The sequence below is a fragment of the Polaribacter sp. genome, from assembly GCF_049276715.1.
In the GTDB taxonomy this organism is placed as follows: Bacteria; Bacteroidota; Bacteroidia; order Flavobacteriales; family Flavobacteriaceae; genus Polaribacter.
Genome location: NZ_JBASWY010000028.1, coordinates 41140 through 60665, shown reverse-complemented (window position 1 = coordinate 60665; position 19526 = coordinate 41140). Strand labels below are relative to the sequence as shown.

Genomic DNA, 19526 nt, shown 5'->3' with positions numbered 1-19526 from the left:
TTAATTAATTATTTTTTTTATCAAGCCTTTTTATAAATGTTTCTTTTACATTATCTGATAATAACAGGTAAGATGATATAATAGCAGCTCTTAAAAAACTTTTAATTATTTCATTTATTTCTGACTGTTCTGTGTTTACATTAGAAATTAAATTTACTAGAAAAGTATCTAAAATTATGAATATTAGAATGCCAATAAGTGTGTAAGCGTAAAGTTTTGGAAAGCTGCTTCTTTTTGTGAAAAACAAATAAATGTAGAGAAATAAGTAAACGAAAAGAAAGACATTTACCACCATTTCGAATAAGATTACAATACCTAAAGATAAATTATAAAACTCAGAATTCGGGTCTAAAAAGAGAATCCAGCTCCCATTCAGAAGTGTTGCATCACTAGAAAATAAAGTTATTAAAACCCCAATTGGAGACAAACATAAGCTAATTCCCAGAAGGATTAACCAACCATTTATTTTTTTATTTTCCTCAAAATAGGATTCTATTTTTGGTTCAGGATCATATTCATAAACTTTTATTGCAGACCAAACAGCAGATAAGAATACAAGTATAAATAAGAAAATACCAAAGTATTCCAGCCAATTTTCTGAACTAAAAGAACTTTTAGCATTTACAGGAATTATTAAACTGTAAGCAATATTTGTGTCTATTTTCTTGACATCATCGTAATAAGAGTTAAATTCTTCGAATGTAACATGATCTTTTTTAAATTTTAAAATATGTGTTAGAGATAATAAATCTTTGCTTTCATTATATCTAGCATCGAAATCATAAAAAATACTAGAAGAATTAATGTTGATGTTTTCCCTGTCAATATTCCATTTTTGTGGAAGTTTAACGTTTATCTTATGAGTTCTGGTTGTTGGATAAGGAAGTGCAAAAGGCAAATCTCTATCTCTTTTTTCTGGCATTGAAAGTGTATTAATTATAGTGTATGGATAAAAACTGGCAATAATTTGGTTGGTAACCAAAGAAGTTTGCCAAATACTATCTATTTCATAAGTTTCGTAAGTTGTGAATTTGTTATTTTCTATATCATCTTTAAATTGGGGTATTTTTTTGCTTTTAATGTTGTAAAAGTAATTGGCATAAAAACTTTCGTATTCTTTTTTTATAGAATTAATGCTATTATTTTTGTAATAACTTCGCATATAATCTGCTTGTGCATCAAAATATACAGAGGTAGTTTTTAGGGTAGCACCTTTACCAACTTCTTCTAATTCGTAATAATCTGTAACTTCTGCATTACTGTTTGTTAAAGAATAAATTTCGTCAAGTTCGGTATTCCCCTTTTTTAATACAAGTCCAAATCTATAATCAGGAAAAGCATTTGTATCGAAACTTCCTCCTTGATTTGCAATGGTAGGATCATAAAAAAGCACACCCACTTTTTTATCTATTACTTTAACCACACAATGATCAAATACGGTTGGAGAAGGAGGTAATTCTGTAATGGTTTTTTTAAGATAGGTGTTTACCAGCATTGGGTATGCTTCAATGCCCATTTCGTTTAGCATAGTTACCAAAAGCAAACTTTTATCCTTACAGTCACCAAAACGTTGCTCGAAAACTTTACTGGAAGAAAAAGGCTCATAGGCTCCAATTCCAGATTCTAAACCTAAGTATCTAATATCATCCTGTACAAAATTTAGTGATGCATTTATTTTATCACCAGAAGAAGCATTTGCATTATTTATTTCTAAAATTTTATTTTTTAATTCTTTTGACAAACTTTTGTTTACATCAAAAACATTTACACCCCAATTAATTACATCTTTCCATGTTTTATATTCAGATACGAAAGCCATTTTGTATTGTAATTTCCAACCAGGTGCATTCTGGTCGTAATCATTTGTATTAATCGATTTATCTGAAAATAAATAATAAAAAGAGTCTCCTTTTTTTGATTTATTAAATTCTTTTGATGAATTCTTATAAGAAAAATCTAAGTTTTTATTGGTAAGTACACTTAAATGAATTTTTCCTATAGGCTGAAAATCGTTCAAATAAAAAGTATAGAAAAATTTGCCTTTATGTATAGGATTGTCACCTTTTATAGAATAAGAATATTCAATAATATCATCAACTCTAACATCTGAAAGATTAGACATTGCAGATAATGTGCCATCATAAATATAGTTTTCAGAGTTTAATTCTCTTCTAATTAACTGGAAATCAGAAGTTTTTAATTTATCAATATATTCTCCATTTCTAATGATGTAAATAGAATGAAATTCCAAGCTTTCAAAACTTGGGTCATATAAAATATCTATAGAAGAACCTGCTTGCACACCTACATTTTCTGTTATTTTGGTGGCATATCTAAAGTGAAATTCTTTAGTAGTTTCATTTATTTGCTGCTCATAGAGCAAACTAAAAAGACCTTGTTCTATAGAAGCTTCATCAATTTTAGGGTTTTTGTTATATTCTACTTTATTTACCCAATTTGGAGTATTTGTTTTTTGAACTTGTGCTAAGAATACATTAAAAATAAAAAGACTAAAAAGTAGGGTTGAGGTAATTTTTTTCATGCAACTATTTTAAGAAAGCTATTTAAACAAAAGTATATTTTTATATGCTAAAAATTCATATAATTAAATTATTTTTGCCCTCATTATGGCAAAACAAGAAGATCAATTTAAAAAAGTTTTATCGCACGCGAAAGAATATGGCTTTGTATTCCAATCATCAGAAATTTATGATGGTTTAAGTGCTGTTTACGATTATGCTCAAAATGGAGTTGAGCTAAAGAAAAATATTAGAGATTATTGGTGGAGAGCAATGGTGCAAATGCACGAAAATATTGTAGGTATAGATGCTGCAATTTTAATGCACCCAACAACTTGGAAAGCTTCTGGGCATGTAGATGCTTTTAACGATCCTTTAATAGATAACAAAGATTCTAAAAAACGTTACAGAGCAGATGTTTTAGTAGAAGAGTTTAGAGAGAAAATTTCAGAGAAAATTCAAAAAGATATTGATAAAGCAAAAACTCGTTTTGGTGATGCTTTTAATGAAAATGAGTTTAGAACTACGAATGCCAATGTTATTCGTAGACAAACACAAATGGATGAAATTACTGCGGAATTAACAAGAGTTCAAGAAGAAAATGATTTAGTTGGTTTTAGACAATTAATTATAGATTTGGGCATCAATTGCCCAGTTTCTGGTTCTAACAACTGGACAGAAGTGAAGCAATTTAACCTAATGTTTGGCACTCAAATTGGTGCATCAGCAGAAAATTCTACGCAAGTTTATTTACGTCCAGAAACGGCTCAAGGTATTTTTGTAAACTTTTTAAATGTACAGAAAACTGGTAGAATGAAAATTCCTTTCGGAATTGCACAAACAGGTAAAGCCTTTAGAAATGAGATTGTTGCAAGACAATTTATTTTTAGAATGCGTGAATTTGAGCAAATGGAAATGCAATTTTTTGTAAAACCAGGAACGCAAAAAGAATGGTATGAAAGCTGGAAAGAAACCAGAATGAAATGGCATTTAAGTTTAGGCATGGGAGCAGAAAATTATCGTTTTCACGACCATGATAAATTGGCACATTATGCAGATGCAGCAGCAGATATTGAGTTTAATTTTCCTTTCGGATTTAAAGAATTAGAAGGAATCCATTCAAGAACCGATTTCGATTTAAAAGCACATGAAGAATATTCTGGAAAGAAATTACAATATTTCGACCATGAAGAAAATAAAAGTTATGTACCTTATGTTGTAGAAACTTCTATTGGTTTAGATAGAATGTTTTTAGCAGTTTTCTCACATTCTTTAGTGGATGAAGATCTAGAAAACGGAACTACAAGAACAGTTTTAAAATTACCAGCAGTTTTAGCACCATTTAAAGCAGCCATTTTACCTTTGGTTAAAAAAGATGGTTTGCCAGAAGTTGCACGTGAAATTATGGAGGATTTAAAATGGGATTTCAACGTTTTTTATGATGAAAAAGATGCAGTTGGTAAACGTTATAGAAGACAAGATGCAGCAGGAACTCCATTTTGTATTACAGTAGATCACGATTCTTTAGACGATAAATCTGTAACCATTAGATATAGAGATTCTATGGAGCAAAAACGTGTGGCAATTGCAGATTTAAAAGAAATTATAAAAGCAGAAGTTGCAGTAAAAACCTGGTTGCAGAAAATGTAAGATTAGGATTGATAAATTAAATTAAATTAAAAGTTCCTTATCAATTTTGATAAGGAACTTTTAATTTATAAAAGGTCTAAAATTGTTTTAAATAAAACCTTTAAAATATTAATTGTAAAAATCAGAAACGATAAAAGTTATCATATTAAATAACATTTCTTTTTTTCGTTGTTTATAAATTTTTGCTTTAATAAGTTGAATTTCATCATTAGATAATTCTCTATCTTCTGAATTTAAAATATTCTTTCTTTTAAGAATATTAAATTGATTAGTTTTATCAAAAAAAAGTTTGCGATCTTTTTTTCTTGATGGATATCTTAAAGTTTTTTTTACTGATTGAACTGAATTTCCTGCTGAATACATGATGTGAGCTTTACATATATGTTGTGTAAAACTGAAAGTTGTTCCAAAATCAAACTAAAAAATAACTTTTAAAACTAATTATCATAAACATTAATTCTTTTTTTCATTTAACTTCAACGAAAAGCAACATCAGGCAATAAGTGATTAAATTATTCTTACTTTTGAGATTATCCAAAACTTGAAAATGAGAGAAGCAAGAAAATTAATGTCGAAGAAAAAACCAGCATTTCCTATTAACGAAATGTTGGATAGTTATCTCAAAAAATATAAAAGAAATATAAAAATCCCTATTTTTTATGATGACTTATTGCGTTTTCAAGGCTCAATTACAGTGTATGATAAAAATGATGAAGACACACTTTGGATAAGAACTTATTATTCTGAATGGGATAGAGAAGAAATAGACCACAGCCTAAAAAAAATATATACAATGCTTCATTCTGATGGTAATGAAGAAGCAATGCCGTATTTAAATGTTGATGCCATTGACTATTGTACGTTTGGTAACTCAAAACCTTTCCGAATAAAAATTAGAAATATCTTAAACGATAATTTTATCTATTTTTATGTAAAAAAAGCAGATGCTTCTCGAGTTTATGGTTTAGAGTTAGAACATATTTTATCTCCTCACAACATGAACTTTTTGGTGTATGAAGATACTTTAATAGAAGAACACATTGCAGGGATTCCTGGAGATGATTTTATAAGAGATTTTTTACCCAAATGTACAGAATCAGAAAAATCTCAAATAGCCAAAGAGTTCGTAAAATTTAAAGAGCGATGCTTGGTGCGTTTATTAGGAGATATGCGTTCTTACAATTATGTTGTTACACCCACTCACGATTTTGATCATATTATTTATAAAATTAGAGCCATCGATTTCGATCAGCAATCTTTTGAAGGAAACCTTAAAGTTTACAATTTACAGTTTATGAAAGAGAACTTTAAGATGGTTGAAATGGTAAGTAAAAAATTGCAAAATAAATCCATTACACAATACAAAATCGAAGAGCGTTCTTTTATGGCAAAAAGAATGATTACTGCACCTAGAAGAACTTCACGTTTAATTAAATGCATGAAAAACGATACGATTTCGTACCCAGAAAATGTAGAACTTTTAAAAAAACATTTGGTACAATATGTAGGTGATGTTAAATTTAAAAAATGCCAAAATATGGGAGAAATTTTAGAAACTATTTTAGATTTTGTAAAACGTAACTATTTAGATATTAGAAATCAAGAATTGTTTTAATTTTTTTAGAAGCTATTTCCAGCTTTCACTACTCGCTTTTTTCGTTCCTCAAAAGAGCTTAAACAAATCGTTCAATCTGGGCTAGACTTGTTTGCTAGCTTTTTGCAATACTATAAACTAATCTACTATAAGGGAAATTGGCAAAGTATATCTCGTTTTTACAACTTTATTTTTTTGTTTTCCAGGCAAAAACTGTGGTAATTTTAGAAAAATATTTTTAACTTCTTTTATAAGTTTTGGGTGAGGTGCTCTTACTTTTATTTTAGTTGCAAAACCATTTTCATCAATAATAAATTGTGTCAATATTTTATATTTCCCTGCTTTTAGACTAAGATTGCTAGTTAAGCTTTCATCAAAATTATCTTTAAAAAAATTTAGCATTTTTTCATCAAAATATGCTTTAGCCTCTTTTTTCGATAAGTTTTTAGCCTCTTTAAACCTTGGAGTTTCTTCAATTATTAACAAACCAACAACAATGTCATCAATATCTTCTTCAGCTTCATACGTAATATCACCTTTTATTTCTATTGGAATTTCTTCAATTGTATCAGTAGGATTAATAGCTTTATTTTTTCCTTTAATTGCAACTTCTTTTTTTGGAATAGTTGGACAAATAATAATTCCAGTTGTAATTAGTGGTGGAATATTTTTGTAGTTGTAGCTAATTGGAGTTTCTTTTTTTGTCACTGTAGAATCATTGTCATCTAGCTTTGAGAAAATTAACCCAACATCTTCTTTATCTATTTTAACTGAATCTTTAATAATAATATTCTCAATTTTTTGTTTTTTTCCATCAGAATATTTGCAACTAAAAAGCGTAGTTCCCATCGCAAAAAACAAAGCCAAAATAAAAGCTTTTTGAAAAGATAATTTTTGCTGAAAGGCAATTTGAGGTATTTCAATTACAATATCATCTAGTTGCTCTCTATTAAAATGTCCACAAACTCGTTGGTTTTTATTTTCAATTAAATAATCTTGAATTTCTTCGGTTGATTTTTTAGTAAAATCAATTACAGTTTTAGAACAAGAACTGCAAAATTTACCTTTCTTTTTAGGTGTCATTGCATTCCAGTTTTCATGACAAGGTTTTGGAATGGTAATTTTAAATTTTGAGTTCATAGAAATAGATTTCTAAAATCAAAATCAAATAAGATGCCAAAGTTAAAATTATGTTAAAGGAATTTATTTGTTACTCCTCAAACTCTCTACAACCACAGTAAGTAAAATTAAACTTCCTCCCCAAAAAGTATTCCAAGAAGGTGTTTCTTGTAAAAATAAAAAAGCTAAAATAATCCCAAAAATAGGCTGTAAACTACTTATAATACTAGCTGTAGAAGCTGAGAAGAACTTTAAAGAATGTAGCATTAAGCTATGGCCAATTGCGGTTGTTAAAAAAGCTAGCAATAACAGATAAGGGAATTGGCTTTCTAAAGCAGACAAGTCCATAAAAAATAAGGTTGGCAATAAAATAATAGTAATTATTACTGTTTGATAAAACATGAGCATGGTACCATTATAATTGGCAACATGTTGTTTCATAATTAATATTCTAACTGCATAACAGAACGCAGAAAAAACACCAAATAAAATACCTTTTACCTGCGAACTTTCTATATCAAAATCTGGAGTTAAAATATATAGTCCTAATAAAACCATGCATCCCAGAATAATGTATATGGGATTGAATTTAACTTTTAAAAAAAGTGGTTCTAATAATGCAATGATTATAGGAAATGTATATAAAGATAAAACTCCCAAAGCAACATTAGAGAGTTTTAATGCATAAAAATAAGTAACCCAATGTGCAGCCATTAAAACTCCGCTAATTAAAAAAGGCTTATAGTCTTTAGATGATTTTATTTTTAAACTTATCTTTTTATACCTACAAAAAATATAGATAAAAACCATTGCTAAAGCAGCCCTAAACCAAATAATAATTTCAGTTGGCAATGCAATATATCTCCCTAAAACACCAGAAGTACTTATAAAAAGTGTTGCTAATAATAATACTGATAAGTTTTTGGTGTGTGAGTTTTCCATTAAATTTTATTTAAAATGGATAAAGCTGTTTTTACAGAATCGATTCTGATAAAAGTGATTAACAAACGCAAACCATTTTTGGTGTCTTTTTCTTTCATAACCACACTTTTAGGGTTTTGTTGCACGTATTTTAATACCCTTGTAAAAGCTTCTGTATGATAAAAATCACTTTGTTGATTAGATACAAAATAACCCATCATTCTTTTTTGTTTTAAAATAACTTTTTCTAAACCTAATTCTTTAGCCAACCATTTTATTCTAACAGAATCTAATAAATCTTCTACTTGCGTTGGGATTTCTCCAAATCTATCTGTAATTTCGGTTTCAAAAATTTGCAGTTCTTGTTCGGTTTCTAAGGTTCCTAATTTGTTATACAAAGCCAATCTTTCTGTAATAGAATTGATATAATCATCAGGAAAAAGAATTTCGAAATCGGTATCAATTTGTACTTCTTTTACGTATTCTTTTGGTTTCGAATTATCAGTTGGATATAAATCTGCAAACTCATTTTCTTTCAGTTCTTCAATCGCTTCTTGTAATATTTTTTGATACGTATCAAACCCAATTTCATTAATAAATCCACTTTGTTCACCACCTAATAAATCTCCTGCTCCACGAATTTCTAAATCTTTCATGGCAATGTTAATTCCACTTCCTAAATCAGAAAATAAAACCAAGGCTTCTAGTCTTTTCCTTGCATCATCTGTCATCATATGATAAGGAGGTGTTATAAAATAGCAAAATGCTTTTTTGTTACTTCTACCAACTCTACCTCGCATTTGGTGCAAATCAGACAAACCAAAATTATTAGCATTATTTATAAAAATGGTATTTGCATTTGGCACATCTAAACCACTTTCTACAATGGTTGTAGAAACCAAAACATCAAACTGATTGTCCATAAAACCAAGCATTAATTGTTCTAGTTTTTTGCCCTCCATTTGTCCATGACCAATTCCAATTTTTGCTGATGGCACCAATCTTTGTAACAAACCAGCAACTTCTTTAATATTTTCAATTCTATTATGAATAAAGAACACTTGTCCTCCTCTAGAAATTTCGTAAGAAATAGCATCTCTAATGGTTTCTTCAGAAAAACGAATTACGTTACTTTCTATTGGATGTCTGTTTGGTGGAGGTGTTTTGATTACAGATAAATCTCTGGCAGCCATTAAACTGAACTGTAAAGTTCTTGGAATTGGAGTTGCAGTTAAGGTTAACGTATCAACATTTTCTTTTAAAGTTTTTAATTTATCTTTTACAGCAACACCAAATTTTTGCTCCTCATCAATAATTAAAAGACCTAAATCTTTAAATTTTAGTTTTTGATTTGTGAGTTGATGTGTGCCAATAATAATATCTACAGCCCCATCATTTACGCCATTTATAGCTTCCGTTTTTTGTTTGGCAGTTCTAAATCTGTTTAAGTAATCTATTTTTATTGGAAAATCCTTTAACCTTTCTGTAAATGTTTGATAATGTTGAAAAGCCAAAATAGTTGTAGGAACTAAAATTGCCACTTGTTTTCCATTATCAACTGCCTTAAAAGCAGCTCTAACAGCAACTTCTGTTTTACCAAAACCAACATCACCACAAACCAATCTGTCCATAGGTTGTTCTTTTTCCATATCATTTTTTACATCTTGGGTAGCTGTAAATTGATCTGGAGTATCTTCGTACATAAAACTGCCTTCCAATTCATGTTGAATGTGAGTGTCTGGGCCAAAAGCAAAACCTTTTTGTAACTTTCTTTTGGCATATAATTGAATCAAGTTAAAGGCAATATGCTTAACTCTAGTCTTTGTTTTCTCTTTGATTTTTTTCCAAGCACCAGAACCTAATTTGTAAATTTTAGGAGCTTTACCATCTTTACCATTAAACTTAGAAATCTTGTGAAGCGAGTGAATACTTACATATAAAATATCTCTTTCACCATAAACTAGCTTAATTGCTTCTTGCTTTTTACCTTGAACATCAATTTTTTGGAGTCCACCAAATTTCCCAATTCCATGATCCATGTGTGTTACATAATCACCAATTTCGAGTTTGTTGAGTTCCTGTAAAGTAATGGCTTGCTTTTTTGCATACCCGTTTTTTAATCTAAATTTATGATAACGTTCAAAAATTTGATGGTCTGTATAGCAAACCAATTTTGCATCCACATCTACAAAGCCTTCATATAAAGGAAAAACGACAGTTTCATAATGCACTTTACTTCGACTAAGCTCAGTAGAACCTTGTTCTGCATCATCAAAGATATCATGAAAACGTTTTGCCTGTTGGTCGTTTGCACAAAATATATAGTTGGTAAAACCAGCTTTGTGATATTCTTCTAAATTATCAATTAATAAATTAAATTGTTTATTAAATGAGGGTTGAGCAATGGTATTGAAATCTATGATTTGGTTGGATTCTGAAGTAAGTTTAGAATGACTCTTGGCATCAAAATTAACCAAAGAAAAATCTTGTAATTGATCTAAAATAAATGCGCCATCACAAAATAACTCAGCAGGTTTTACGTGTTTAATTTCTTTAGATAAATCATTAAAAGCTTCTTCTGCTTTTTGATAAAATTTATCTAGATTTCCTTTTAATAAATCGATATTTTTTGCAAAAACAACGGTGTTCGATGAAATATATTTTAGAAAACTCTCTCTACTTTCTTGTAAAGTTTTATTTTCTACATTGGGCATAATAGAAACTTTTTTCAGCTTCTCTTTAGAGAGTTGTGTTTCTACATCAAAAGTTCGAATACTGTCTATTTCATTACCAAAAAACTCAATTCTAAAAGGTTCATCATTAGAAAAAGAAAAAACATCTATAATTCCTCCTCTTACAGAGAAATCTCCAGGTTCTGTAACAAAATCTACACGTTTAAATTTGTATTCGAATAAAACCTCGTTTACAAAATCTAATGATAAATTTTCGCCAACATTTATTTTTAAAGTGTTTTTTTCTAATTCTTTTTTAGTAACCACTTTTTCGAATAAAGCAGTTGGATAGGTAACAATGATAGCTGGTTTTTTTCTTGAATTTATTCTGTTTAAAACTTCAGAGCGCAGTAAAACATTGGCATTATCGGTTTCTTCAATTTGATAAGGTCTTTTGTAAGAAGCAGGATAAAAAAGCACATTTTTATCACTTAAAAGTTGTTCTAAATCATTTAAATAATAGGCAGCTTCTTCTTTATCATTAAAAATTAAAAGGTAAGGTTTATCGGCTTTTTTAAATGTTTCAGCAATCGCAAAAGACAATGACGAACCTACCAAATTCGTTATTTGAAAATGGTTTTGCTCATGAAGAAGAGCTTCAATAATCTGCTTTACTTTAGCGGATGTTTGGTATTGATTAACGATTTGCTGTTTACTCAACTTTTAAAAGTTTGTGCAAATGTACTATCTTAAAATAATATAAAGCTATTTTCAATTTTATTTTAAACTCTAATATAATATATTTGCCTTTGTTTTAGTTATTGTAACAAACAAATGTACTATTCAGATGAAAATTAAATTATTAATTGCTAGTTTACTTTTTTTTATAATATCGCAGAAAGTAAATGCCCAAAACTTTGAAGAAAAATGGACTGTGGGTCTTCATTTAGGTGCTGTGATGTATGCAGATGCTAATTCAAAAATTATTGGAGGTGCTTTTATAGATCAGTTACCTAGGTTAACAATTTCTAGATATATGTTCTCAAATATTACGTTTCAGGCTGGTTTTAGCACAAAGATTCTTGATAATTTAAATTATACCACTTTTGATGGAGCTGCGCGTTACGATTTTGGTCTTTCTTATGAAAATGTAGTGCCTTATATTTTAATTGGTGGTAGTTTTGTGAGTGCAAAAGCACTAACAACTACAATTAATATTGGTGCTGGAAATACATTTTGGGTTTTACCAAATTATGGTTTGAATTTGCAAATAATGTACAAATATTCTGAAAGTAGATTTACGAGTCAGAGATCACATATTTACCCAACAATTGGTATTGTTTATAGTTTCAGGTCAAGAAATATGAATAGAAGATTGTGGGACAGGAAACATTAGTTGTAATTTATAACTTTAAATAATTATTTAAAATTTTCTCCATTTTTTTACTGTTTATATAGGTGTCAATCTGTAAATCTATTTCAAATTTTTTATTTAAAATGATGGTTGTTGGATAGTTGAGTTTATTATTTATACTTGCTAATTCTATAGCTAACTCATGATTTCCTATTTTATTTCCATAAGATTTGTAAACAAATGTTTTCCCTAAAAAATGGATGTCTTTTTTTTCTTCTCCATTCAATTTTGCAAAGTAAAAATGGTTGTTTAAAAGTTTGATAATATTGGAATTTTCTAAAGTATTTTTTTTCATTCCAAAACAGATTTTACACCAATCTGTAAATACAAAAACAACAATTGGTTTAGGATTTTCTTGCTGCATTTTTTCAATTTCAGAAAAAGAGTAGATTTTTAATTCAGGCTTTTCTGTTTGTGCTTTTGTAAAAAAGCTTCCAAGTAAGATAAAAAAGATTATAATTTTTTTCATTTAAAACAGCGTATATCTTAAACCTGCAAAAGCTCTAATTCCTTGATTGGAAGCATACACATAACTTGGATCGAAAGTTAAAGCATCTGGATCATTTGGGTCTGCTTGTTTATCAAAAGGATCAAAAGGTCTTGAAATACTGTTTGCAGCAGGTGTAAAATTCAATAGGTTTTTTACACCTCCATAAACTTCCCAAGAATTGCTAAATTTTTTACTCAATTGAATATTTTGAATACTATACCAAGGAGAAAATTCTGCTCTTAAATCTTTTGGGCCAAGCAAAGGCAAACGCATTGGGCCATATAAATTTCCAGTGTAATCTATCGAAAAATTATTGTTCAATTTATAAGAAATAGACCAAACACCACTAAAACTTTCAGTTAATAATTGCCTTTTTTTAATCTTATTTTCGGTAACTGAAACATCCATTAAAGTTGCACCTGCATTTATAGATAAACCATTGGTGAATATAATATAGGCATTCAAAGAAACACCTTTAGAAACCGAAAACCCATCTAAATTTGCATAAATAATTTTGTTGGGATCTGTTTCATAATCAGGTAAAATTCGGTTATCAAAATACGTATAAAACGCGCTTACATCTACAGTGATAAAGGAGTTTTCGGTGTTAATTTTTTTCACATAATTAATGTTCGCATTCCAAGAAGTTTCAGGATCTAAATTGCCATCAAATTCTACTTCTCTTGCACCAGTTAAAGCTGCATGGTCTTCCGTAAAAACATTGGCAACCCTAAAACCATTTCCAATACTAACTCTAAAAATATTAGCATTATTTCTGGAGTTCCATTTGTAATTAATTCTAGGCGAAAAAATATTTCCATGAACACTATTATAATCCCATCTAGCACCCAATAATAGTTTTTTTCTTTCTTGCAAACTTATTTCGTCTTGTGCAAAAATCCCTGGTAAATAAATTATGGATGGTTTATTGGTAATTCCATCCTTTTCAAAAGTCGCGAAAGTATTGTCATCATAAAAAGTATATCTGTAGGCTAATCCCAATAATAAATCATGTTTTTCTCTGATATTTTTATTGTAAATCAATTGTCCAAAAGCAATAAATTGTTCAGCATCATAAGGGTCAGTTCCGTAAAAAGAATCCTGATAATGCCCATTTGCGCTGAACTGAAAATTTATATTTTCTGATGTTGGCAATTGGTAAGTTCCAAAAGTTTCCCATCTATTTGTGTAAATACTTTCTCCGTATTTAATATCTGTTCCTCTAAATTCTCTTTGCCAATCTAATTCTCCACCCCATCTATCTTCGTAAACATATCTTCCAGCAATTGTAAATACCTTATTACTTTTTCTTGCTATGTTGATTTTATTGAAAAGCGATATTCTATTTTGAAGTGTTAAATCTGTAAAATTGTCATTATTATTATCAATTCTATTCTGGAAATTAAAATAGTTTACACCCAAAAGAGCATCTGCATTTTCTGAGAATTTATAACGCAAACCAACATCCAAATTTACTTCACCCCAAGAACTTGCAAAAGTATCTGTGGTTAAATGTGGCGCATTTGTAGGTTTTTTAGTGATAATATTTATGATACCACCAACAGCCTCAGAACCATATAATGTGCTTGCAGGTCCTTTTACAACTTCTACTCTTTCTATTAAAGCTTGGGGAATTCCTGTTAAACCGTAAACTGTAGAAAGTCCACTAACAATAGGCATTCCATCAATCATAACAAATGTATATGGACCTTCTAAGCCGTTAATATGAATGTCGCCAGTATTACAAACATTACAATTTAATTGAGGTCGAACTCCATTTACGTTTTGCATCGATTCAAAAATGGAGGGAGTTGGGTTTTTCTTAAAAAAAGTTTCACTATAAACTTCCACAGCAACAGGGCTATTTGTTTTTGTTACTGGTCTTAAAGTACCAGAAATAACAATTTCATTTAAAGATTCATCATCTGATAATACAAAATTCTGAATGATGTTTTCTCTGTTTCTTAAATCTATTTTTGAACTTTTTGTTTTATAGCCAATAGAACTTGCAATAATTGTAAACGTTTCTTTATTAATATTTGATAATTTATAGAACCCATTTTCATCAGAGATTGTGCCAATTTTACTGTTTTTTATGTAAATATTTACAAAAGCTATTGGTTCATTATTTACAGAAGTGATTTTTCCTGTTACATTTTGCCCATTAAAAGATATGGCAATTAAAAATAATAAGATAAAAATAATCTGCTTCATTAAAGAATATTTTTACAAATATAAAAATAAATTTAGACAAGACTAAAAAATGATTTTAATATGTCAAAAATTTATATCTTTGTTATTTAAATAAAAAAAATGTTTAGTCCATCAGAAGAAAATTACTTGAAAGCAATTTTTCATTTATCTACAGTTGAAAAAAGTGGAGTAAGTACCAATTCAATTGCAGCAAAATTAGAAACTAAACCCTCTTCTGTAACAGATATGATTCGAAAATTATCTGATAAAAAAGTAGTAAGCTATAAAAAATATTATGGAGTAGAATTAACTGAGGAAGGAAGAAAAATAGCTGCAAATATTGTAAGAAAACATAGGTTGTGGGAGGTTTTTTTGGTAGATAAATTAAACTTTTCTTGGGACGAAGTGCATGATGTTGCAGAGCAGTTAGAGCATATAAAATCTCCAAAACTTATTAATCAAATAGATGCTTTTTTAGGTTTTCCAACATACGATCCTCATGGAGATCCAATACCAGATAAAGAAGGTAATTTTAAAAAAGTAGAAAAGAGTTTGTTATCGACATTAGAGAAAAATGAAAGCGGACTTTGCATTGGAGTTAAAGATTCTTCATCAGAGTTTTTACAATTTTTAGATAAAAAAGGAATTGTTTTAGGAAAAAAAATAAAAGTTTTAGAAAAAGAAGATTTTGACGATTCTTTATCCATTGAAATTGGGGATAAAAAATTATCAATTTCAAAAAAAATTGCGAATAATTTATACATTCAAAAAGCATGATATCATTTGATCAATTAGTAGAATTTGGAAAAGAACATCCAATTCTAGCAGCATTTTATGCTTCTTTATTTACATGGGGTTTAACTGCATTAGGAGCTGCTTTAGTTTTCTTTTTTAAGAAACTAAATAGAGCCGTTTTAGACGGAATGTTAGGTTTTACTGGAGGTGTAATGGTTGCTGCCAGTTTCTGGAGTTTACTTGCGCCAGCAATTGACAACAGCCCAGGAGAAGGTTTTATAAAGGTTTTGCCAGCAGCAGTTGGTTTTGCTTTAGGTGCTTTATCACTTTTTGGAATGGATAAAATTTTACCACATTTACATATCAACTTCGAAAAAAATGAGGCTGAAGGTGTAAAAACAGAACTACACAGATCTACATTATTAGTTTTAGCAATTACATTACACAATATTCCAGAAGGTTTGGCAGTTGGGGTTTTATTTGGGGCAGCATCAACTTTAGTTGGTGTAGAGCAAACAGAAATGATTATTGCTGCAATTTCTTTGGCAATTGGTATTGGAATTCAGAATTTTCCAGAAGGTTTTGCAGTAGCAATGCCTTTAAGAAGACAAGGAGTTAGCAGGTTAAAAAGTTTTTGGTATGGGCAATTGTCTGCAGTTGTAGAACCAATTGCAGCAGTTGTAGGGGCTTTAGCAGTTTCGTTTTTTACACCAATTTTGCCTTATGCTTTAGCTTTTGCAGCTGGTGCAATGATATTTGTTGTGGTAGAAGAGGTAATACCTGAAACACAAAGAGATAAATATACAGATATTGCAACACTTGGTTTTATTGGTGGTTTTATTGTAATGATGTCTTTAGATGTTGGGTTAGGCTAAAAGTCGATTTTGATATTCCTAAAGTGGAGAAATACCCTTGCTAAAAATCTTTAAGGGAATTTAATTGATACTTTTAAGATTGTTTAATTTCATCCGTGAAAATGGGTGAAATCATTGTCTTTTTTCTCTGCAAATCTCTTAGATTTCTTTGTGAGTCTCTGATTAATAAACTAAATTCGTGCAATTCGTCTATAAAAATAAATTGTGCAACAACCGTCAACTTTCGAAGTTTACAATGCTTCTGCTGGAAGTGGAAAAACCTTTACACTTGTAAAAGAATATTTAAAAGTATTATTAAATGCTGATGATATTTTTACATTTCAAAAAATATTAGCAATCACATTTACCAACAAAGCTGCTGGAGAAATGAAAGAACGAGTTCTTTCTAATTTAGAAGATTTTGCTGATGGAATAGAGAATGATTTATTCAAAAAAATTATCAATGAAATAGCTGTTGATAAGCCAACCATAAAAGAAAGAAGTCAGAAAATTTTAGATGCAATTCTGCAAAATTATTCAGCATTTTCAATCACTACAATCGATAGTTTTACACATAAAATCATCAAAAGTTTTGCTTATGATTTAGGACTGTCGCTAAATTTCGAAGTAGAAATGGATGCAGTTTCCCTTTTAAATGAAGCTGTTGATGTTTTAATTTCTAAAATAGGAACTGACAAAAAAATCACAAAACTCCTTATAGATTATTCTTTAGATAAAACAGATGATGATAAATCTTGGGATATTTCTAGAGACTTAAACGAATTTGCTAAAATTCTTTTAAATGAAGATGATGTAAAACATTTTAGAAAACTTTCAGAAAAAAGCTTAGAGGATTTTACAAACCTAAAATTGAAGCTTTTTTTACATCAAAAAGAAATAAAAAAGCAACTCTTAGAAATTGGAAGTCAAGGTTTAAAAATTATTGATGAAGCCAGTTTAGAGCATAAAGATTTTTATTACTCATTATTGCCAAAACATTTTTTATCGCTTTCTGTTCAACCAGAGAAAACAGGTTTTTTTGATAGTAATAAATTGCGAGAAAGAATTGAAGAAAATGTTTTTTACAGCAAGAATAAACCTGATGTAATTAAAAGTTCTATAGAATCTATATTGCCAAGTTTATTAGACTTATACATGAATTCAGAAAAATTATATCAACAATTTCTGATGAATAAACTCGTCTTAAAAAATATCATTCCATTAGCAGTTTTAAATAATATTAACCAAGAATTAGAAGAAATAAAAGAAGAGAATAACATCAGGTTAAATGCAGAGTTTAATCAACTAATTTCAGACAATATTAAAGAACAACCAGCGCCCTTTATTTACGAAAGAATTGGGCAACGTTTTCAGCATTATTTTATAGATGAAATGCAAGATACTTCTGTTTTGCAATGGCAAAATTTAATTCCTTTAATAGACAATGCTTTAGCGCAAGAAAAAAGTAATTTGTTGTTAGTTGGCGATGGAAAACAAGCCATTTATAGATGGAGAGGAGGAAAAGCAGAACAGTTTATCAACTTAGGTTCAGAGGCTGAAAATCCTTTTCAAATTGATAAAAAAATAAAAAATTTAGACACTAATTTTAGAAGTTATTCAGAGGTAATTAAATTTAACAATTTATTTTTTCAACATACTTCAAATTTTCTGCAAAACCATTCGTACAAAAACCTTTTTTTTGATGGAAATACGCAATTAGAAAATGCCAAAAAAGGCGGATTTGTTTCACTCAACTTTTTAGAAAAAGAAGAAAATAAAGAGGATGAAAAAATAAAATATCCAAAGAAAGTTTTAGAGAAAATTAATCAATTAAAAGAAGAATTTTCTTTGAATGAAATTTGCATTTTAACGCGCACAAAAAAAGATGGAGTTGCCATTGCAAATTACCTATTAGAAAACAGCATCGATATTATTTCATCAGAAACTTTATTGTTACAAAATAGCGCGAAAGTTATTTTTATTATTGATGTTTTAAAAGTCATTCAAAACCCAACAGATGAAGAATCGCGTTTTGAAATGTTGTATTTTTTACATCATCATTTACAAATAGATAAACCGAAACATATTTTCTTTAAAGAATTTGCAAAAGCTGAGAATACAGTTATTTTCCAAGTTTTAAAAAGCTATGGAATTGTGTTCGATATTTCTACTTTTTATCAATTACCATTTTACGAAAAAATTGAAGAAATCATAAGAGGTTTTAATTTGGTTACTTCTTCTGATGCATATATTCAGTTTTTCTTAGATATTGTTTTAGAACAACAAAGAAAATCCATAGATATTAATGATTTTTTAGATTTTTGGGAACTTAAAAAAGAGAAGCTAAGTATTGTTGCTCCAGAGAGTGCAAATGCAGTTCAGATTATGACCATACACAAATCGAAAGGATTGGAATTTCCTGTGGTTATTTTTCCTTGTGATGTATATGTTTATGGGCAAATAAGTCCGAAAGTTTGGTTAAACAATTTGCCAAAAAACTACGATCATTTCACAGAATTATTAGTAAATTATAACAAGGATTTAAGTCATGTAAGTGCAACAGGTCTAGAAATTTATAATCAGCAAAGAGAAGAATTAGAGCTCGATAATTTTAATCTTTTATATGTTGCTTTAACAAGAGCTGTAGAGCAATTGCATGTTATTACAGAATTTAAAATAAAAGTAAAGGGTGAGGAAAACACAGATTATTATTCAGGTGTTTTCATCAATTATTTAAAACAACTAAATCTTTGGAATAATGATTTATTGGAATATTCCTTTGGTGATGAAAAAAGAGTGAGTAAAAAAGAAGATAAAATATCTGTTGCAGAGGTTCACAATAAATTTATTTCTACACCTTGGCAAGATCATAATGTTATTTTATTGGCAAGTTCTTCAAAATTATGGAATACAACTCAAGGAGAAGCCATCGATTTTGGAAACTTATTTCACGAAATGTTATCAAAAATAATTACAAAGAATGATGTTGATAAAGTTGTTGAGCAATATAGCCAACAAGGTTTTATAGATGAGACGCAATTTATAGAAATTAAAGACAAAATTAATGCTGTTGTAAATCATCCAAAACTTGCAAATTATTTCTCCAATGATGTCATTATATATAATGAGAGAGAAATTGTAGATGTCGATAATCAAATTATAATTCCAGATAGATTGGTTTTTACGGATAATAATCAAGTGGTAATCATCGATTATAAGACAGGAAATCCCTCAAACGAATATCATCAGCAAATTTTAAAATACGAAAGAGTTTTAAAATCGATGAATTTTAGAGTTGATAAAAAACTACTCATATATATAAATGATAAAATTGATATTGTAGAGGTTTAATAAGAAACATTAAA

Annotated in this window: 13 protein-coding genes; 6 read left to right on the top strand and 7 right to left on the bottom strand. The window is 29.0% G+C overall.

Features of this window, described 5'->3' with window-relative positions; all coding sequences use genetic code 11:
• Positions 1 to 4: 4 nt before the first annotated feature.
• Positions 5 to 2542: a DUF3857 domain-containing protein gene (locus WAO74_RS08260; RefSeq protein WP_422161130.1), complete on the bottom strand. Its 2538-nt coding sequence runs from the start codon at positions 2540 to 2542 to the stop codon at positions 5 to 7.
• Positions 2543 to 2627: 85 nt separating this feature from the next.
• On the opposite strand from WAO74_RS08260, the gene WAO74_RS08255 reads away from it, so the two are divergent.
• Positions 2628 to 4169, top strand: coding sequence for a glycine--tRNA ligase (locus WAO74_RS08255; RefSeq protein WP_422161128.1), 1542 nt, complete (start codon positions 2628 to 2630; stop codon positions 4167 to 4169).
• Positions 4170 to 4277: 108 nt separating this feature from the next.
• Here WAO74_RS08255 and WAO74_RS08250 read toward each other — a convergent pair whose 3' ends face one another.
• Entirely contained in the window at positions 4278 to 4532 is a 255-nt protein-coding gene (locus tag WAO74_RS08250; protein WP_422161126.1) for a hypothetical protein, read from the bottom strand.
• Between the two features lie 184 nt (positions 4533 to 4716).
• Here WAO74_RS08250 and WAO74_RS08245 point away from each other — a divergent pair, with 184 nt between their 5' ends.
• Complete coding sequence (locus WAO74_RS08245; RefSeq protein WP_422161124.1) at positions 4717 to 5784, top strand: hypothetical protein; 1068 nt, start codon at positions 4717 to 4719, stop codon at positions 5782 to 5784.
• 117 nt (positions 5785 to 5901) lie between these two features.
• Here the strand turns inward: WAO74_RS08245 and WAO74_RS08240 are convergent, their stop codons facing one another.
• The 3 genes from WAO74_RS08240 to mfd all read right to left on the bottom strand — a co-directional run bounded on the left by WAO74_RS08240 (position 5902) and on the right by mfd (position 11195).
• Positions 5902 to 6903, bottom strand: coding sequence for a hypothetical protein (locus tag WAO74_RS08240; RefSeq protein WP_422161122.1), 1002 nt, complete (start codon positions 6901 to 6903; stop codon positions 5902 to 5904).
• Between the two features lie 63 nt (positions 6904 to 6966).
• Positions 6967 to 7824, bottom strand: a complete 858-nt coding sequence (locus WAO74_RS08235) for a DMT family transporter (RefSeq protein ID WP_422161121.1) — start codon at positions 7822 to 7824, stop codon at positions 6967 to 6969.
• The gene (gene mfd / locus WAO74_RS08230) at positions 7824 to 11195 is read right to left on the bottom strand and encodes a transcription-repair coupling factor (RefSeq protein WP_422161119.1); all 3372 of its coding nucleotides are present in this window, start codon (positions 11193 to 11195) and stop codon (positions 7824 to 7826) included. Before mfd ends, WAO74_RS08235 begins: the two co-directional genes overlap by 1 nt.
• A gap of 127 nt (positions 11196 to 11322) precedes the next feature.
• On the opposite strand from mfd, the gene WAO74_RS08225 reads away from it, so the two are divergent.
• Positions 11323 to 11871, top strand: coding sequence for a hypothetical protein (locus WAO74_RS08225; protein ID WP_422161117.1), 549 nt, complete (start codon positions 11323 to 11325; stop codon positions 11869 to 11871).
• A gap of 7 nt (positions 11872 to 11878) precedes the next feature.
• On the opposite strand, the gene WAO74_RS08220 is transcribed toward WAO74_RS08225, so the two are convergent.
• Together WAO74_RS08220 and WAO74_RS08215 are read right to left on the bottom strand one after the other, a co-directional pair.
• Complete coding sequence (locus WAO74_RS08220) at positions 11879 to 12358, bottom strand: thioredoxin family protein (protein WP_422161115.1); 480 nt, start codon at positions 12356 to 12358, stop codon at positions 11879 to 11881.
• A complete protein-coding gene (locus WAO74_RS08215; RefSeq protein ID WP_422161113.1) occupies positions 12359 to 14593 on the bottom strand; it encodes a TonB-dependent receptor in 2235 nt (744 codons plus the stop codon).
• A gap of 99 nt (positions 14594 to 14692) precedes the next feature.
• On the opposite strand from WAO74_RS08215, the gene WAO74_RS08210 reads away from it, so the two are divergent.
• The 3 genes from WAO74_RS08210 (at position 14693) to WAO74_RS08200 (ending at position 19512) form a co-directional block, all read left to right on the top strand.
• A complete protein-coding gene (locus WAO74_RS08210) occupies positions 14693 to 15349 on the top strand; it encodes a metal-dependent transcriptional regulator (protein ID WP_422161111.1) in 657 nt (218 codons plus the stop codon).
• On the top strand, positions 15346 to 16182 hold the full coding sequence (locus WAO74_RS08205) for a ZIP family metal transporter (protein WP_422161110.1): 837 nt from the start codon (positions 15346 to 15348) through the stop codon (positions 16180 to 16182). Before WAO74_RS08210 ends, WAO74_RS08205 begins: the two co-directional genes overlap by 4 nt.
• 204 nt (positions 16183 to 16386) lie before the next feature.
• Entirely contained in the window at positions 16387 to 19512 is a 3126-nt protein-coding gene (locus WAO74_RS08200) for a UvrD-helicase domain-containing protein (RefSeq protein WP_422161109.1), read from the top strand.
• Positions 19513 to 19526: the final 14 nt, after the last annotated feature.